This is a genomic window from Sphingopyxis sp. PET50 (assembly GCF_025244705.1).
Taxonomy (GTDB): domain Bacteria; phylum Pseudomonadota; class Alphaproteobacteria; order Sphingomonadales; family Sphingomonadaceae; genus Sphingopyxis.
Genome location: NZ_CP104207.1, coordinates 1006942 through 1022669 on the forward strand (window position 1 = coordinate 1006942; position 15728 = coordinate 1022669).

Annotated in this window: 14 protein-coding genes and 1 pseudogene; 5 read left to right on the forward strand and 10 right to left on the reverse strand. The window is 67.0% G+C overall.

The window, feature by feature from the left end:
• Window positions 1–20: 20 nt before the first annotated feature.
• Genes N0A20_RS05215 through N0A20_RS05235 form a run of 5 tightly spaced genes read right to left on the reverse strand, consistent with a single transcriptional unit; the run spans window position 21 to window position 6464 of the window.
• Complete coding sequence (locus N0A20_RS05215; RefSeq protein ID WP_260582915.1) at window positions 21–1130, reverse strand: Gfo/Idh/MocA family protein; 1110 nt, start codon at window positions 1128–1130, stop codon at window positions 21–23.
• A 14-nt stretch (window positions 1131–1144) separates the two neighbouring features.
• Entirely contained in the window at window positions 1145–2377 is a 1233-nt protein-coding gene (locus tag N0A20_RS05220) for a CaiB/BaiF CoA-transferase family protein (protein WP_260582916.1), read from the reverse strand.
• 12 nt (window positions 2378–2389) lie between these two features.
• Window positions 2390–3865, reverse strand: a complete 1476-nt coding sequence (locus N0A20_RS05225) for an aldehyde dehydrogenase family protein (protein WP_260582917.1) — start codon at window positions 3863–3865, stop codon at window positions 2390–2392.
• A gap of 10 nt (window positions 3866–3875) precedes the next feature.
• Window positions 3876–5147 carry a cytochrome P450 gene (locus N0A20_RS05230; RefSeq protein WP_260582918.1) on the reverse strand — a complete coding sequence of 424 codons (1272 nt, stop codon included), beginning with the start codon at window positions 5145–5147 and terminating at the stop codon, window positions 3876–3878.
• A gap of 3 nt (window positions 5148–5150) precedes the next feature.
• On the reverse strand, window positions 5151–6464 hold the full coding sequence (locus N0A20_RS05235) for an amidohydrolase family protein (protein WP_260582919.1): 1314 nt from the start codon (window positions 6462–6464) through the stop codon (window positions 5151–5153).
• A gap of 104 nt (window positions 6465–6568) precedes the next feature.
• On the opposite strand from N0A20_RS05235, the gene N0A20_RS05240 reads away from it, so the two are divergent.
• Together N0A20_RS05240 and N0A20_RS05245 are read left to right on the forward strand one after the other, a co-directional pair.
• Window positions 6569–6973 (forward strand): Zn-ribbon domain-containing OB-fold protein, encoded by a 405-nt coding sequence (locus N0A20_RS05240; RefSeq protein WP_260582920.1) that lies wholly within the window; start codon window positions 6569–6571, stop codon window positions 6971–6973.
• Window positions 6970–8154: a thiolase family protein gene (locus tag N0A20_RS05245; protein WP_260582921.1), complete on the forward strand. Its 1185-nt coding sequence runs from the start codon at window positions 6970–6972 to the stop codon at window positions 8152–8154. Before N0A20_RS05240 ends, N0A20_RS05245 begins: the two co-directional genes overlap by 4 nt.
• Window positions 8155–8311: 157 nt before the next feature.
• Here the strand turns inward: N0A20_RS05245 and N0A20_RS05250 are convergent, their stop codons facing one another.
• From N0A20_RS05250 to N0A20_RS05270, 5 genes are read right to left on the reverse strand one after another with little or no spacing between them, the layout of a single operon-like run.
• Window positions 8312–9646 carry an amidohydrolase family protein gene (locus N0A20_RS05250; RefSeq protein ID WP_260582922.1) on the reverse strand — a complete coding sequence of 445 codons (1335 nt, stop codon included), beginning with the start codon at window positions 9644–9646 and terminating at the stop codon, window positions 8312–8314.
• The gene (locus N0A20_RS05255) at window positions 9643–10608 is read right to left on the reverse strand and encodes a CoA transferase (protein WP_260582923.1); all 966 of its coding nucleotides are present in this window, start codon (window positions 10606–10608) and stop codon (window positions 9643–9645) included. Before N0A20_RS05255 ends, N0A20_RS05250 begins: the two co-directional genes overlap by 4 nt.
• Window positions 10605–11597 carry an enoyl-CoA hydratase/isomerase family protein gene (locus tag N0A20_RS05260; protein WP_260582924.1) on the reverse strand — a complete coding sequence of 331 codons (993 nt, stop codon included), beginning with the start codon at window positions 11595–11597 and terminating at the stop codon, window positions 10605–10607. Before N0A20_RS05260 ends, N0A20_RS05255 begins: the two co-directional genes overlap by 4 nt.
• A gap of 9 nt (window positions 11598–11606) precedes the next feature.
• Entirely contained in the window at window positions 11607–13112 is a 1506-nt protein-coding gene (locus tag N0A20_RS05265; protein ID WP_260582925.1) for a class I adenylate-forming enzyme family protein, read from the reverse strand.
• Window positions 13113–13116: 4 nt separating this feature from the next.
• On the reverse strand, window positions 13117–13425 hold the full coding sequence (locus N0A20_RS05270; protein WP_260582926.1) for a hypothetical protein: 309 nt from the start codon (window positions 13423–13425) through the stop codon (window positions 13117–13119).
• 161 nt (window positions 13426–13586) lie between these two features.
• Between N0A20_RS05270 and N0A20_RS20015 the strand changes: the two are divergent.
• The 3 genes and pseudogenes from N0A20_RS20015 to N0A20_RS05280 all read left to right on the forward strand — a co-directional run.
• Window positions 13587–13865: pseudogene (locus tag N0A20_RS20015) on the forward strand (AMP-binding protein); the annotation flags it as partial.
• 223 nt (window positions 13866–14088) lie between these two features.
• Window positions 14089–15018, forward strand: a complete 930-nt coding sequence (locus N0A20_RS20020) for an AMP-binding protein (protein ID WP_312846602.1) — start codon at window positions 14089–14091, stop codon at window positions 15016–15018.
• A 340-nt stretch (window positions 15019–15358) separates the two neighbouring features.
• The gene (locus tag N0A20_RS05280; RefSeq protein WP_260582927.1) at window positions 15359–15703 is read left to right on the forward strand and encodes a hypothetical protein; all 345 of its coding nucleotides are present in this window, start codon (window positions 15359–15361) and stop codon (window positions 15701–15703) included.
• The last annotated feature ends 25 nt before the right edge of the window (window positions 15704–15728 follow it).

Consider the following 15728-nt stretch of genomic DNA (forward strand, 5'->3'; position numbering starts at 1 on the left):
TCCCGCCTGCGGGAGGGGAGTCAAAGATCCACCCAGCATCTTTCATCCAAAGCCCGCGCCGCCGCCTCGACTACTTCCTGCACATGCAGCGCCTGCGCGAAATCGGGCGCCGCCGACCCTTTGCCGTTGATGGCATCGCGCATCTTCGCAAAGATCGACGCCAGCGCCAGCAACCCCGTCTCGGGCCGGTCGGCGACGGCATGGCATCCCGGCACCGCCAGATACTCCGCCTCCACCGCAATTTCTTCCATCCGCGCACTCCCCAGCGCCGGGTCCTGCGTCCCGGACAGCCGCGTGTCATGCGCCATCGGGAAGACCGGCGCCCGCGCCTCGAGCCGCCCCTTCGACCCCCAGACCGAAAAGCGGAAACCCTCGCCGCCGATCTTGCACCAGTTGGCCTCCAGCCGCGTCGGCAGTCCCGAGGCATGGCGCAGCAGCAGCGACGCGCGGTCGGGCACCGCGGGCCGGATGATCTCGCCGTCGAGCGGCCATTCCTTCAGCGCCAGCGACTGATCCGCCGTCACCGACGCCACCGGCCCGAAGACATGCACCAGCAAATGCAGCATATGGCTACCGAGGTTGCGCCCCGCGCTCGCGCCGTTCGCGGGGTCGGCGAACCAGACATAGCCGGGAACATTGGTCCGCGCCGCGCTGAACAGCGGCACCTCGAACGCGACATCGGCGCCGAAGACCTCGCCGATCCAGCCGGCGTCGATCATCGCCTTCATCTGCGCCATCGCGGGCACCGCCTGCATGAAGGCGTCGACCACCGCGACCGTCCCGGCCTTGCGCCATGCGCCGGCCATGTCGCGCGCGTCGCGCAGGTCCTTCGCGAAGGGAATGCCGTTATAGACATGCTTACCCGCGCCCAGCGCCGCCATCACCATCGCATGGCGGAGCGGTGGGCGCGTCCCGCAATCGACGATGTCGATCTCGGGATCGGCGGCCATGGCGCGGAAATCGTGAAAGGCGCGCGCGACGCGATACTCCTCCGCCGCCTTCGCCGCCGTCTCGGGGCGCGAGGTGCAGATCGCCGTCACCTTAACCCCGTCGAGGCTGCGCCACGCGGGCAGGTGCGCCTTTGCGCCCCAGGCCGCGCTGATGATGCCGACGCGAAGGGGAGGGGACATTGCGCGCTCCGCCTTCAGGCGATCGCCTTCCTGTTCTTCAGGTCCTCGATGCGGTCCCATTCGAGCCCGAGTTCCATCAGGAACAATTCGGTATGCTCCGACGCCTCCGGCGCGCGCGTGTTCTCGACCCCCGCATGGTTGAACTGCACCGGGTTCGCGACGAGCCGGATCGGCGGCCCGCCGTCGGCGCTCTCGACCTCGAAGATCAAATCGTTCGCCAGCACCTGCTCGTCGCTCGCGACATCGTGCACCGACTGATAGGCCGCCCATTGCCCCTTCATCGTCTTGAGATGCTGGGTCCAGTAATCGAAAGGCTTTGCCGCGATCGCTGCCCTGACCAGCGGATAGGCCTCGGCCGCATTCGCCATGATCGCCTCGGCGGTCGCGAAGCGTTCGTCCTTGGCCGCCTCGGGGATGCCAAGATGGCCGAATACATCCTCGATATAGGGTCCCGGCGACAGCACGGTCAGGTTGATGAACTTGCCGTCGGATGTCTTGAACACCCCCATGAAGGGATTGGTGCCGACCGACTGCCCGCCGCCGGGCATCAGATTCTCGAACGGGTCCTTGCCCAACTCCATCGCGACGTCGACCGAACAGGCGGTCGCCCAGATGCCCGACGACAGCAAGGACACATCGACCTCGGTCGCCTCGCCGGTGCGCTCGCGGTGGAACAGCGCCGCGGCGATCCCGCCCGCGATGTTCATGCCCCCGATCGTGTCGCCATAGGCCGGCCCAGGCTGCGTCAGCGGGCCGTCGAGTTCCTTCGGCGTCACCAGCACCGCCGATCCGCCGCGTGCCCAATAGGCGGTGCTGTCGAACCCGCCCTTGTCGCGCTCGGGCCCCTTGTCGCCGAAGGCGCTGCCGCGCACGTAAATGATGTCGGGGTTGGCGGCGCGGATATGCTCGATATCGATCTTCAATTTCTGCCGCGCCGAGGGCAGGTAATTGGTCAGGAAGACATCGGCGGTCTTCGCGATCTCGTAGAGCAGTTCGCGCCCTTCCTCGGTCGAAATGTCGATGCCGACGCTGCGCTTGCCGCGATTGGGATGCTGCATCAGCGACGAGCGCTGCGGGTTGACGGCCAGCCGCTGGAGCATCTGGATGCCGCGCTGCGCGTCGCCGCGCACCGGATGCTCGATCTTGATCACGTCGGCGCCCCAGTCGGTCATCACGCCCCCGGCGGCCGGAACGAAAGTGAATTGCGCAACCTCGAGGACGCGGATGCCCTCCATGACCTTTGTCATCGCCGTCTCTCCCTATTCGGCGTGGAAGCCGATCACCTTTTGATAGGTGAATTCGTTGAGGCCATCCTCGCCATATTCCCGGCCGTAACCCGAGCGCTTGATGCCGCCGAAGGGCGCGTCGGACTGCATCGTCCCCGCGCCGCCGTTGATCGACACCCCGCCGGTGCGGATCTTCAGCGCCATGCGATAGGCCTCGCCCGCGTCGGCCGAATAGATCGCGCCCGACAGGCCGAAATCGCTGGCATTGGCGAGGGCGACGGCCTCGGCATCGTCGTCGAAGCCGATCACCGCGCCGATCGGCCCGAACACCTCCTCCTGCGCGAGGCGGCTGTCGTTCTTCACATTGTCGAACAGCGTGGGCTCATAGAAAAAGCCCTTGTCGAAGCCCTCGGGCCGCTTGCCGCCCGCGACGAGCGTCGCACCCTCGTCCTGTGCGATCGCGACATAATCCTCGGTGCGTTTCCGGGCGACTTCGCGGATCAGCGGGCCGTAATTGACCGTAGGGTCGGCCGGATTGCCGATCTTCAGATGCCCGAGCATCGCCTTCATCGCCGCGACGAACTGCGGGCGGATGCTGTTGTGGACGAGATGGCGCGTGGTCAGCGCACAGCCCTGGCCCCCGTGCGTCGTGAAGCCCATGATGCCCGCCGCCGCGGCCTTCGCGATATCGGCGTCGGCGCGCACGATCAGCGCCGACTTGCCGCCGAGCTCCATCACGATGCGCTTCAGCGTCGGCGCCGCCTGCGCCTGGATCATCGCGCCCACCTTGTCCGATCCGGTGAAGTGGACCAGGTCGACGCGCGGGTCGGTGGTCAGCAATTTGCCCGTCTCGATATCGCCGGTGACGATGCTCAGCACGCCCTTGGGCAGCCCGACCTCGTCGGCGACCTCGCCCAGGATCAGCGCCTCCATCGGCGTATAGGGCGAGGGCTTGAGCACCACCGTGCAGCCGACCGCGAGCGCGGGGATCACCTTGCCGATATTGAGGAAGAAGGGGAAATTATAGGGCGAGATCGCGGCGACCACGCCGACCGGCTCGCGGCTCACCACCCCGGTGCCCAGCGTCGTGCGCCCCTGCGCATTGGGGGTCAGCTCGACCGGCAGCGGGGTGACGGCGGGACGCGACGCGACCTCGACCGTCCGCCGCGCATGCTTCATCGGAATGCCATATTGCAGATATTCGGCGAGCATCCGCGTCGCCCCCGCCTCGGCGACGATCATGTCGACGATCGCGCCCTTGCGCGCGTCAAGCGCGTTCAGAAAACGCGTCAGCACCGCCTGCCGCTCCGCAACCGGCAGGTGCGGCCAGTCGCCCTTGTCGAAGGCGGTACGCGCCGCGCCGATCGCCGCGTCGACCTGCGCCGCGCTGCCGACCGGCGCCTCGATGAGAAGGCTTTCGTCGGCGGGGTTGATCACCGCCTCGCGCTGGTCGGTCTTCTCCCATTCGCCGCCCACATAGATGGCGTCGGCATATTTCAGAAATGCCATGGTCTTGTCCTTATTTGGCGTCCCAGACGATCGGCAGGTTGCGGATCGACAGCAGGCTCGGCACAACGGTCGTGTCGGCGCCCTCCTTCACCCGGAATTCGTGCGGAATCCGGTCGAACCACAGGTCGAGCAGCACGCGCAACTCGCGCCGCGCCAGATGCGCGCCGAGGCAGATGTGCACCCCGCCCGCCAGCGTGAAATGGCGGTTGTTCCTGCGCGCCGGATCGAAGCGGTGCGGGCATTCGAACTGCTGCGGATCGAAATTGCCCGAGGTGTTGAAGCAGCTGACCCAGTCGCCCGCCTTGATCTGCACCCCGTGCCATTCGAAATCGCGCTTCACCTTGCGCCCCGAATTGACGAGCGGCTGGGTGCGCAGGAATTCCTCGACCGCCGAATTGATCAGCGACTTGTCCTCGCGAAGCTGTTTCTGAAGATCGGGGTGCATCGCGAGGCGGCGGAACATCTGGCTGACGGTCGAAGCGACCGTGTCGAGCCCGCCGAGCCACAGGAACCAGGTGATCCCGATCAGCTCGTCGTCGGTCAGCGGCTGGCCGTCGATCGACCCGTTGGCGATATAGCTGCCCAGCGTCTCGTCGGGATTGGCCTGTTTCTCGGCGATGAAGCCGCGCAGATAGGCGAGCACGCCGCGCACAGCCTCGGCCTTCTTCTCGATCCGGTCGTCGTGCAGGATGGCCCATTCCCAGTCGAGGAACTGCTCGAACATGGTGAAGGGGAAACCCATCAGGTCGAGGAAGACGCGCACCGGGAACACGCGTCCGAAATCATAGGCGATATCGACCTCGCCCTTGTCGGCGAACTGGTCGATCATCCCGCCGATGATCTCGCGGATGCGCGGCTCGCGGTCGTTCATCGCGACGGGGGTGAACCAGGGGTTCAGGAACTTGCGGTACTTGCCATGCTCGGGCGGGTCGATGCCGAGCGGGATCGAAGGGAAGGTCTCGCCCGCCAGCGCCTGGAACTGCGCCACCGTGTCGGACGAGAAGATGTCGTTGTCCTCATAGACGCGCCGGATATCCTCGTACCGCGTGACGACCCACGCGCCGTGCTGGTTGCCGCTGATCGGCCAGGGATAATAATGGATGCGCGGAAAGGCCTCCTCGCGCACCACGTCCATCGGCGTATAGGGCTCCACCAGATCGTTGGGCACGATGCCCGCGGCGAAGCGGGTATCGAGCACCAGCTCGGGCGGCACGTGCGCGGGCACCGGCGGGGCATCGGCGCCCGCCCGCGCGACCGGGCAGCGATCGACTAGGCTTGTCATCGGTCAGGCCGAAGCGAACATGCGCTCGATATCGCCCGACGTCACTGGACGCCTCGCCTTGCCGATCGCGTCCATGCTGTCGGTCTTGAGCCCGCCGAGGTTATGCCGCGGGCTGACATCCACGTCCTTGCCCAGTTCGCGCAGATGCCCGACCGTGCAATTCTCCCGCCCACCGTTGAGCGCGAAGGCGTCGAAGCTGTATTCGCGCATCACGTTGAGGTGGGTGATCTTGTCGATCGTCCCCTTGCTCAGCCCGTTGACCGACGCCCACAGATATTCGGGCACATTGGGCCACACCGTGTCCGAATGCGGATAGTCGCATTCATAGGCGACCATGTCGGTGTTCATATATTCGAGGTTCTTCACCCCGAACTGGTCGTCGATGAAACAGCAGATGATGTGCCGCTTGAACAGGTCCGACGGCCGCTCGCCGTGGAAGTCGGTGTAGGTCCATTCGTGGTGATGCTCGTGCGTGAAGTCGGCGCGCTCGAGGAAATAGGGAATCCAGCCGATGCCGCCCTCGGAAAGCGCCATGCGCAGGTCGGGGTAGCGCTGCCAGAAGCTGGCGAAGGTCCAGTCGGCTGCCGAATTGGCGATCGAGATCGGCATCGCGGTGATCCAGGCGTCGATCGGGCTTTCGCTCGACGGGTGCATCGCCCGCGCGCCGGTGCCAATATGGCAGTTGATCACCATCCTGTAATCCGAGCAGGCGGCCCAGAAGGGCTCCCAATATTCATTGTGGATGCTCGGCAGGCCGATGTTCGCGGGATTGTCGGAGAAGCTCACGGCGTGGACGCCAAGCTCGCTCATCCGCTTCAACTCGGCGAGCGTGTCCTCCATGTTCCACATCGGGATCAGGCACATCGGGATGAACCGGCCCGGCGCGCTCGCGCACCATTCCTGGACGTGCCAGTCGTTCCATGCGCGGCAGGCGAGCAGAGCCTCGTCGGGGTCCTTCTGGGCCATGGCGACGAAGGTCCCGCCCGCGAACTGCGGCATGGTGGGAAAATTCAGCGAGGCGAGCACGCCGTTCGCGTTCATGTCGTCGACGCGCAGCTTCGGATCGAAGGTGCCGGGGCGCAGCTGGTCGAACGCGCTCGGTTCCATGCCATATTCGCTGCGCGGGCGGCCGACGACGGCGTTGAGGCCGATGGTCGGGAAACGCTGGCCGTTCCACAGCCAGATATCCTTGCCATTGTCGTTGACGATGCGCGGCGCGCGATCCTTTTTGCCCTCGGGATAATGGCGGATGAACGCCTCGGGCGGCTCGATCGCATGGTCGTCGACGCTGATGATGATCATGTCGTCCATCTGCATGGCGACTCTCCTCTCGAATGATTTGTTGTTGGGCTCATCATCGCAAAAATTGACGATGTGTCAACTCTTGGATTATGACCTGGTTAAATAAGTGGGAGAGAAATATGGCCGCCCGAACCTTGCCCGTCATCGACCGCGACAATCAGGCCTATTGGACATGGGGAGGCGAGGGGAAGCTCGCGATCCATCGCTGTGCCGATTGCGAATATTTCGTCCATCCGCCGGTGCCCTTCTGCCCGCGCTGCGAGAGTCGCGACGTCGCGCCCCAGGCGGTGTCGGGGCGCGGCAGGGTGGTGACCTTTACGATCAACCACAAGGCGTGGGTGCCCGATCTCGCCGATCCTTATGTGCTCGCGCTCGTCGCCATCGAGGAGCAGGACGATGTGCGCATCCCCTGCAACATCGTCGACTGCGCGCCCGACGCGGTCGATTTCAACATGGAGGTCGAGGTCGTCTTCGAACCCGTCGAGGATCTGTGGATCCCGCTGTTCCGCCCGGTGACCGCATGACGCTCTTCGCCGAGAAGGACACCGCGATCACCGGCGTCGGCATGTCCGACGTATCGCGCGGCGCCACCCAATCCGCACTGGCGCTGACTCTCGATGCCGCGCTCGAAGCGATCGCCGACGCGGGGCTGACCCGCGCCGACATCGACGGCATCGCGACCTGGCCCGGCGAGAAAGCAGACGGATCGGGCTTCTCGCCGGTCGGCTGCGCGGCGCTGCAGGATGCGCTGCGGCTCGAGGTCGGCTGGTACGGCGGCGGCGGCGAGGCGCCCGGCCAATATGGCGCGGTTTTCAACGCCATCGGCGCGATCGCGGCGGGCCTCTGCCGCAATATCCTGATCTTCCGCACCATGTACGAGGCGACCGCGCGCAAGACGGCTTACGCCAATTCGCTGCTCCGCGAAGGCCAGCGGCAGGCGGGGCCCTTTTCCTGGTACGCGCCCTATTACACCTATGCCGCGGCGCTCCAGCAGGCGCTCTTCTTCAACCTCTATGTCCACAAGAGCGGCATCCGCCCGGAGCAGGTGGGCCAGATCGCGGTCAACCAGCGCCGTAACGCCGCACTCAACCCCAAGGCGATCTACAAGACCCCGATGAGCATCGACGATTATCTCGCGTCGCCGATCATCGCGACCCCGCTGCGCCTCTACGACTGCGACGTGCCGATCGACGGCGCCGCCGCGATCGTCGTGTCGCGGATGGACGTCGCGCGCACCTTGCGGAACCCGCCGATCCGTATCGAGGCGATCGGCTCGTCGATGCGCTACCGCAACAGCTGGACCCAGCTCGACGCGCTCGACACCCAGGCACAGCCGAAGGTCGCCGAGATGATGTGGAGCCGCACCGACCTCAAGCCCGCCGACGTCGATATCGCGCAGCTCTACGACGGCTTCAGCTTCCACACGATCAACTGGCTCGAAAATTTCGGCTTCTGCGAGCGTTATGGCGCAAAGGACTTCATTGAGGGAGGAAAGCGCATCGCCCTCGACGGCGAGCTGCCGGTCAACACCGGCGGCGGCGCGATGTCGGGCGGACGCCTCCACGCCTATGGCGCGGTGCATGAGGCCTGCACCCAGCTCTGGGGCAGGGCGGGCGCGCGTCAGGTGAAGGGCGATCCGCAGGTGTGCGCCACCTCGACCTCGGGCGGGCCGCTGGCGGGGGCGATGCTGCTGGTGCGCGACTGATCCCACCCCTTTCCGCCCTTTCCGCGAAGGTGGGAATCCGGCTTTTTCTTTGTCTTTTCTTCGTGCCTTTGTGCGAGATTTTTCTGTCTCGCACAAAAGCACAAAGGCACGAAGAAGGTAAAATGCTCGATTCCTGCTTTCGCGGGAATCGCGACGTTTATCGCTGCCAGACAATCTCGCCGTCGATCAGCGTCAGCGCCACCGTTCCGAGGGCTCCCGCATCCTCCGGCCAGTCGTACAGAATGAGGTCAGCCGGATCCCCGATCGCAAGCGGCGCCTGATACAGGGCCAAAGCGTCCGCCCGCCCGACCGCCTCGCTTGCCCCGATCGCATCGCCCGCACGCGTCCGCCTGTCGGTCGCCGCGCGCAAGGCCACCCACGGGTTCGCATCCCCATAAGGCGCATCCGACCCCCCGAGCATCCGCACCCCGCCGCGCAGCAGCGACCCGAGCCGATACAGGTCGCCCAGCTCGTCCGCCTCCATCTGCGCCCGATACCGATCCCCCCGGTCGTGGATGAAGTTGGGCTGCGTCACCACCGTCAGCCCCGCCGCCGCGATATCGCCGATCAGGCTTTCGGCGATCATCCCGCCATGCTCGATTCGGTCGCCGGGCCTGGCGCCGCCCGCCGCCACAAGCGCCTCCAGAAAGAACACCAGTTCGCCCAGCGTCACGCAATGCGCCGCGACATTGCGTTCCAAGGCCCGCGCCGCCGCGATCCGCGCGGCAACGGCTTCGACCGGCGGCAGGTCATTCTCGTCGAGCAACAGCTTCACCGGCCCGAGCGCATAGCCGTCGCCCGCTGGCAAATCCTCGGTCCCCATCAGCACCAGCCGCTGCGGCATCGCGCCCGACAGCAGCTTTGCTTCCGCCGCGCCGTTGGAAGCCCCGGCGTCGGTCACACCGGTGACGCCCCAGCGCGCCAGCGTCGCACCCAGTGCCGCCAGCGACGGCGGCGCTCCGCCGATCCGCTCGCGCAACCAGGCATCGCCGCGCCAGATGCGCCCGTTCGGCTGCCTGTCGGTGCTCAGTTCCACGCAATCGGAGAAGGGCGGCTCGCCTAGTTTCGCTACCCCCGCACTGTTGAGTAGCCAGTAACCGCCAGTCCGGTCCTGCACCCGCAGCGGATGGCCGGGCAGCCATTCGTCGAGCACCGACCGGTCGGGCAGCCCTGCTACCCGCTCGTCATAGCCGATCGCGCGCACCCAGCTTCCCGGCGCTCCCGCCGCGGCGCGCAGCCTGGCGATCACCGCATCGACCGAGCCGCAGCCAGCCAGATCGACCGACTCCATCCGCGCCGCCGTCGCGAGCAGGTGCAGGTGATGATCGTGCAGCCCCGCGCCCAGCGCCAACCCGCGTGCATCATATTCCGGCCCATGTCCCTCGACCGCCGCGCCCATCGCCGCGATCCGCCCGCCGCGCACCCCCACCGCCAGCGCCGCGCCCTCGGCCCCGCGCGCGTTGCGGACGATCAGGTCGAACCGCTCGCTCACGCCATCGCTTTCGCAAAACTCGCGGCGGTCCGCGCAAGCGAAACGTCGAGCAAGCCGCATCGCCCGTCCGCCAGTGCTTCGAGCGCCAGCGTCGCGGCCGTCATACCCGTCAGCGGATCGGCCAGCGCGTCGCCGAGGAAGCGCGGCGCTTCGCCCTCCCACCGCACCAGCCCGCCCGCCGCCGCGCAATCGTCGCCAAAGCCGACGCGCATCGCAGCGTCGCCGGTCCAGCCGTGCGCGGTGATCGCGATCCACAGCAGGCCGGGATTGATCGCGAACAGGCCCGCCTCGTCGAGCCCCAGCCGCGCCAGCGCATGTGGCCGCGCCGAGGTGATCAGCACCCGCGCCGCGCCGATCACCGCCAGCAATTCGGCGGTGTCGAGGTCCATCGACACCAGCTTTTTGCCGCCGTTCAGCCGCGCGTCGAGCTGCGGCGTGTGCAGCCGCGTTGGATCGGGGCGCCCGTTACTCTCGACCTTGACCACCGCGTGACCCGCCTCGGCGAGCAGCGCGCCGCAATAGGGCCCGGCCCACAGCGCCGACAGATCGACGACGATTCCGTCGCCTGCGGTCCAGGGCTGCAACTCCGATGGCGCCAGCGGCTCCGCCTCGCCGATCCGCGCTACCGGCATATGCAACTCCGCCGCCGCCTCGACCATCGCTGCAGCATCGCGCTCAGCCGCCGCGCTCGCGATCGCGTCCCACGGATCGTCGTCGAACCCGGCGCCGGTCCAGGCCGGGACCAGATCGCGATCCTCGTCGCGCGCCAGCGACACCGCCATCCATCCGTCGCGGCAGCGCGCCATCCGGCAATGCCGGTTCGGCGACCACTCGCCCGGCTCGGCGAGCGCCAGATCGTCGTCTCGCGACAGCGCTCGCCGCGCGTCGAAGGCGATGCGCCCGCCCGACGCTGCTATCAGCCGGTGGCCTGCCGCCGCGACGGTGTCGAGCAAGGCGGTCACGACCCGCCCTCGATCCGATGCACCAGCCCCCAGTCCAGCGCCTGCGCCGCGCCGATCCGTTTGCCCGACAGCAGCATCCACAGCGTGCGGTGCCGCCCGATCGCGCGCGCAACCGTCGCGGTCCCGCCCGCGCCGGGAATCAGCCCCATCGCCACTTCGGGCAGCTGGAACCAGGCGTCGGGCGCAGCAATGCGGTGATACGCCCCCGCTGCCACCTCGATCCCCGAACCGACGCACGCGCCGTGCAGCCGCACCGTCGCCCGCGATCCCAGCGCGTCGAGTGCGCGCGCGCAGCTGTGCAGCGTCCGCACCGCATGGGCTTCGGCGAGGTCGCGCGCCGTGCCGAATTCGGGCAGGTCGCCGCCGGTCGAAAAACAGCGCCCCGCACCGCGCAGCAGCACGTCCGGCGCACTCGGATCGTCGAGCGCATTCGCCAGCGCCTCGTAAAGCGCATCGCGCATCGCCGCCGTCATCGCGTTGAAATTGTCGGGGTGGTTCAGCGTCAAGACGAACCGGTCGTCGTCGCGCTGCACCTGTACCGGGTCGGGCGGCGTCGGCACGGCGTCGCCGGTCTCCGGCTGCGCCCGCCACCGCGCGAACTCGCCGCCGCCGAGCAGCGTCGAATAGGCGAAGGACTCGACGGTCAGCGCATCGGTGAGGGACAGGCTTTCGGTGGTCCGCATCACCTGCGCGGCGATCGTCGCGGCCAGCGGGTTGGTCCGCGCCGCGTCCGCCAGCCGCGCGACCTGCCCGTCGATATCGCGCACATCCATCGAGACCCATGGTCGCGGCGGGTCCTTGGCCAGCGTCAGTAGCAGGTCGAAATCGTCGACGGCTATGTCGGGCAGCGCGTCCTCGCGATCCACCCCGATCACCACCGCCTGGATCGGCGCCTTGGGCCGCGTCCACCGCGCCGCATCGACGACCAGCACCGGCTCGCCGCCCGGCGCGGACAGGCGGTCGGCATCCAGATGGTCGGGCGTCGTCATCGCGCCGTCCTACCCGGCGCAGACCTCTTCCGCCAGTTCGGCCTTTAGGATGCGGCGCAGCAGCTTTCCGGTTTCATTATAGGGGAGCGCGTCGCGGACGAACCATTGCTCCGGCGTCTTGGTCGAGCGCAACTTGGTGCGGATCGTGGCCGCCATCGCTGTCGTGTCGGGGTGGCCCGACCGCGACACGATCACCGCCACAACCTTTTCGCCCCATTTCTCGCACGGGATGCCCAGCACCGCGCAATCGGCGATATCGTCGAAGGTGCGCAGCATATCCTCGATCTCGCCCGGCGAGATATTCTCGCCCCCGCGCACGATCACATCGTCGAGCCGCCCCTCGACGAACAGATAGCCGCCCTCGTCGAGCCATCCCGCGTCGTTGGTAGCGAACCAGCCGTCGTCGGCGATCGCCTTTTTGTGCAGATATTCGCCCGACACCTGTTCGCCGCGCACATGGATCTCGCCCTGCTCGCCGGGCGCGCAGCAACTGCCGTCCTCGCGTCGGATTTCCAGCTCGACGCTCGGCAGCGGCTGGCCGACCGACGCGATGCGGCGGCGAACCTGCGGGTCGTCGGAGGCGAAGGCGATGCGATGATCCTCGGCGCCGAGCAGCGCGATCGTCGAACTCGTCTCGGTCAGCCCATAGGCGTTGACGAAATCGACCTGCGGCAGCATTTCCAGCGCGCGGGCGATCACCGGCTCGGGCATCTTGCCCCCGCCATAGGACAGCGCGCGCAGCGCCGGCAGCGTTTCGCCCGTCTCTGCCATCACGTCGAGGATGCGATCCAGCATCGTCGGCACCACCATCGCATGAGTGATGCCCTCGTGCGCCGCCGTGGCCACCCAATCCTCGGCGGTGAAGGCGGGGAGGTAGACGATCCGCCGTCCACCATAGGCAGCGGTCAAAATCGCTGAAATCCCCGCGATATGGTAACTGGGCACGCTGACCAGCGCCGCTTCTTCCTCGTCCGCGCCAAGGAACTCGACCGTCGACATGACATAGGAGGTCAGGTTGCCATGGCGCAGCACCGCCGCCTTCGGCTCGCCCGTGGTGCCGCTGGTGAACAGCAGCACTGCGATATCATTATCGGCTTCCGGCAGCTCGACCTTCTCTGGCGTCTCGTCGCCCAGGAACTCCGCCTCGAAATCGCTGCGCGCGACCAGCTCAACGCCCTCGACCGGCGCGATGCGCGCCAGCATATCGTCGTCGGCGATCAGCACCGCGGGCGCGCTGCGCGCAACGAGCTTGTTCAGGTCGGCATCGGCCAGCCGATAGTTGAGCGGCACGAAGGGCGTTCCCGCCATCCCGCTCGCGAACAGCAGCAGCGGCAGGGCGGTGCCGTTCATGCCCAGGAACGCCGTATTCGCCTTGCCCTTGCCGGCCAGCCACGCCGCAACTCGCGTCGCCCGCGCGCGATAGCCGTCGAAGTCGACCCCGTCGGCGCGTCCGCCGAGCGCCTGCCGGTCGCAACAGGCATCGGCAGCGATATCGAGAAGCAGCGGCGTGCGCATGGCGTCAATCCGAAGCGGGAAGCGGCTTCGCGCCCTTGATCGTCATCGCGACGCCATTGAACGCCAGCGATCCCTTTCCCGCCTTGGCGCCCAGCACCTCGATCCCGCTCGCCTCGTCGGTGTAGCGCTTGCCGATCAATACTCCCTCGGCGAAATCGGGATGCACCGCGCCGCCCGGCGCGCTCGCATCGTCGATCGGCACCACGGGGGCCCCGCCGCACTGCAACTCGCCGGGGGCGCTGGGCGGCCGCACCACCACCAGCTGCGCATCGCACACCGCGCTTTTCCAACGCGAACCCGGCTTCAACTCCATGTCACTCGATCCTTTCCCGTGGCGCCGTCTGTCGTCTTTGCTCCGCCAATATGTCAATCGACATAGAAAGTAAACGTAGTTATATAACTCAAAACAGCAAAGGGAGAGCCATGCATCCTCGGCATTTTGCGCAGGCGGCGCCCGATCGCCCGGCGATTGTCATGGCGGCGAGCGGCGCGGCGACAAGCTACGCTGAACTCGAGGCCGTCGCAAACCGCGGGGCGCAGCTTTTCCGCGCGCTCGCGATCGGACCGGGCGACACCGTGGCGGTCTGGCTCAAGAATGTGCGCGAATATTTCGAAATCTATTGGGCCGCGCAGCGGGCGGGGCTCTACCTCTGCCCGATCTCGAGCCAGCTCACCGCCGAGGAAGCCGCCTATATATTGAACGACAGCGGCTCGAAGTCGCTCGTCACCCACGCCGACGTGCCCGCCGCCGCGGCGCTGCTCGAAGGCCGCGCCGACCTGATTCCCGACGTCGCGCATATCTACGACGTCGGCGCCAAGCCTCGCGCCGTCATGGCAAGCCGCCGTCGCCGGGCAGTCCGCGACCCGCATTGCCGACGAATCGGCGGGTTATCACCTCGTCTATTCCTCGGGCACCACCGGCTAGCCCAAGGGCATCCGCCTGCCGCTCTCGGGCGAGCCCGCCGATGCCCCGCACATGCTCGCCGAGCGCATGGCGGCGCGTTACGGTGTCGGCCCGGACAGCGTGCTCCTTTCGCCCGCTCCCCTCTATCACACCGCGCCGCTCGCCTATGGCATGTGTGCGCACCGCCTCGGCGCGACCGTCGTCATCATGGAGCGGTTCGATGCCGAAGAGGTGCTGCGCCTGATCGAGAAGCACCGCGTCACCTTCATGCAGATGGTGCCGACGATGTTCATCCGCCTGCTCGCGCTCCCTGACGATGTCCGCGCGCGCTACGATATCTCCTCGCTCGAAAAGATCGTCCACGCCGCCGCGCCGTGTCCGGTCGAGGTCAAGCGCCGGATGATCGAATGGCTCGGCCCGATCGTCTATGAATATTATGGCGGGTCGGAAGGCAATGGCTCGACCTTCATCACGCCCGAAGAATGGCTGGAACATCCCGGTTCGGTGGGCCGCGCCGACTGGGGAACGCTTCACATCTGCGGCGGCGACGGCGAAGAGGTCGGGCCCGGCACCGACGGCCTCGTCTATTTCGAGGGCGGCTGGGATTTCCAGTATCTCAATGACCCCGAAAAGACCCGCGACGCGCGCCACCCGCGCCATCCCGGCTGGTCGACGCTCGGCGACATCGGCCATGTCGATGCGGACGGCTATCTCTACCTCACCGACCGCAAGAGCTTCATGATCATCTCGGGCGGGGTGAACATCTATCCGCAGGAGGCCGAAAATCTGCTGATCCAGCATCCCGAGGTCGCCGACGTCGCGGTCATCGGCGTGCCCAATGCCGAGATGGGCGAGGAGGTGAAGGCGGTGGTCCAGCCGAAGAAGTGGACCGACAGCCGGCCCCGACCTCGCCGCGCGGCTGATCGCGCACTGCCGCGCGCATCTCAGCCCGATCAAATGCCCGCGCTCGGTCGATTTCGACCCCGCGCTGCCCAGGCATGATACGGGGAAGCTGTACAAGCAGGCGGTGCGTAAGCGTTATTGGCCGCATGGGTTAGGGCGCCGAAGGGGCTTCCAGATGCGGGGCCGGCATTCATCATCATCATCGTCACCCCGGATCAAGTCGGCGATTATCCCTTTCAGCCAAGGGACCGCTCCCCGGCGAAAGCCGGGGTCCACGCGGCGCGGCGCTGGGCCATCTGGACCCCGGCTTTCGCCGGGGAACACACCGCTACTTGTCTCAACGATATAAACGCCGATCAAGTCCGGGGTGACGAGACTAGTGCGGTTCGAGCTTGATCTTCGAGCAAACCATCTTGCAGCCTCGATCAATCGGCCTATTTTGCCCCATATGATCCGCTCGCTGCTCGGCCTGATGCTCGCCGTCGCCTTCGCCTTTCAGGGCATGACCGGCTGCGCCATGGCGGAAACCGTGATCGCGGCATCGGCGAGCGACCATTGCGCCGAAATGGCCGCGGCCCGGTCCACCGACACGTCGCATCGCCAGACGCCCGATGGCGACGCGCCGCACGACTGCAAGCATAGCTGCCATCTATCCGCCATCCCGGCGCCGTCGGCGCTCGTTGCGGAGCCTGCTGCTTCTCCCGAGCTCGTCGCGGCGACCATTCTCGCCTCACGTCACGGCGGCCGAACGATGCCCGCCATTCCCCCTCCGCGCGCGGCCTGAATCCGCCACTTCTCACTATTCGCTT

Coding starts and splice junctions, on each gene's coding strand:
- N0A20_RS05265 (WP_260582925.1), bottom strand. CDS start 13,112: ATGCGCACGCCGCTGCTTCTCGATATCGCTGCCGATGCCTGTTGCGAC.
- N0A20_RS05260 (WP_260582924.1), bottom strand. CDS start 11,597: ATGACGACGCCCGACCATCTGGATGCCGACCGCCTGTCCGCGCCGGGC.
- N0A20_RS05220 (WP_260582916.1), bottom strand. CDS start 2,377: ATGACAAAGGTCATGGAGGGCATCCGCGTCCTCGAGGTTGCGCAATTC.
- N0A20_RS05235 (WP_260582919.1), bottom strand. CDS start 6,464: ATGCAGATGGACGACATGATCATCATCAGCGTCGACGACCATGCGATC.
- N0A20_RS20020 (WP_312846602.1), top strand. CDS start 14,089: ATGCTCGCCGAGCGCATGGCGGCGCGTTACGGTGTCGGCCCGGACAGC.
- N0A20_RS05270 (WP_260582926.1), bottom strand. CDS start 13,425: ATGGAGTTGAAGCCGGGTTCGCGTTGGAAAAGCGCGGTGTGCGATGCG.
- N0A20_RS05245 (WP_260582921.1), top strand. CDS start 6,970: ATGACGCTCTTCGCCGAGAAGGACACCGCGATCACCGGCGTCGGCATG.
- N0A20_RS05240 (WP_260582920.1), top strand. CDS start 6,569: ATGGCCGCCCGAACCTTGCCCGTCATCGACCGCGACAATCAGGCCTAT.
- N0A20_RS05230 (WP_260582918.1), bottom strand. CDS start 5,147: ATGACAAGCCTAGTCGATCGCTGCCCGGTCGCGCGGGCGGGCGCCGAT.
- N0A20_RS05215 (WP_260582915.1), bottom strand. CDS start 1,130: ATGTCCCCTCCCCTTCGCGTCGGCATCATCAGCGCGGCCTGGGGCGCA.
- N0A20_RS05225 (WP_260582917.1), bottom strand. CDS start 3,865: ATGGCATTTCTGAAATATGCCGACGCCATCTATGTGGGCGGCGAATGG.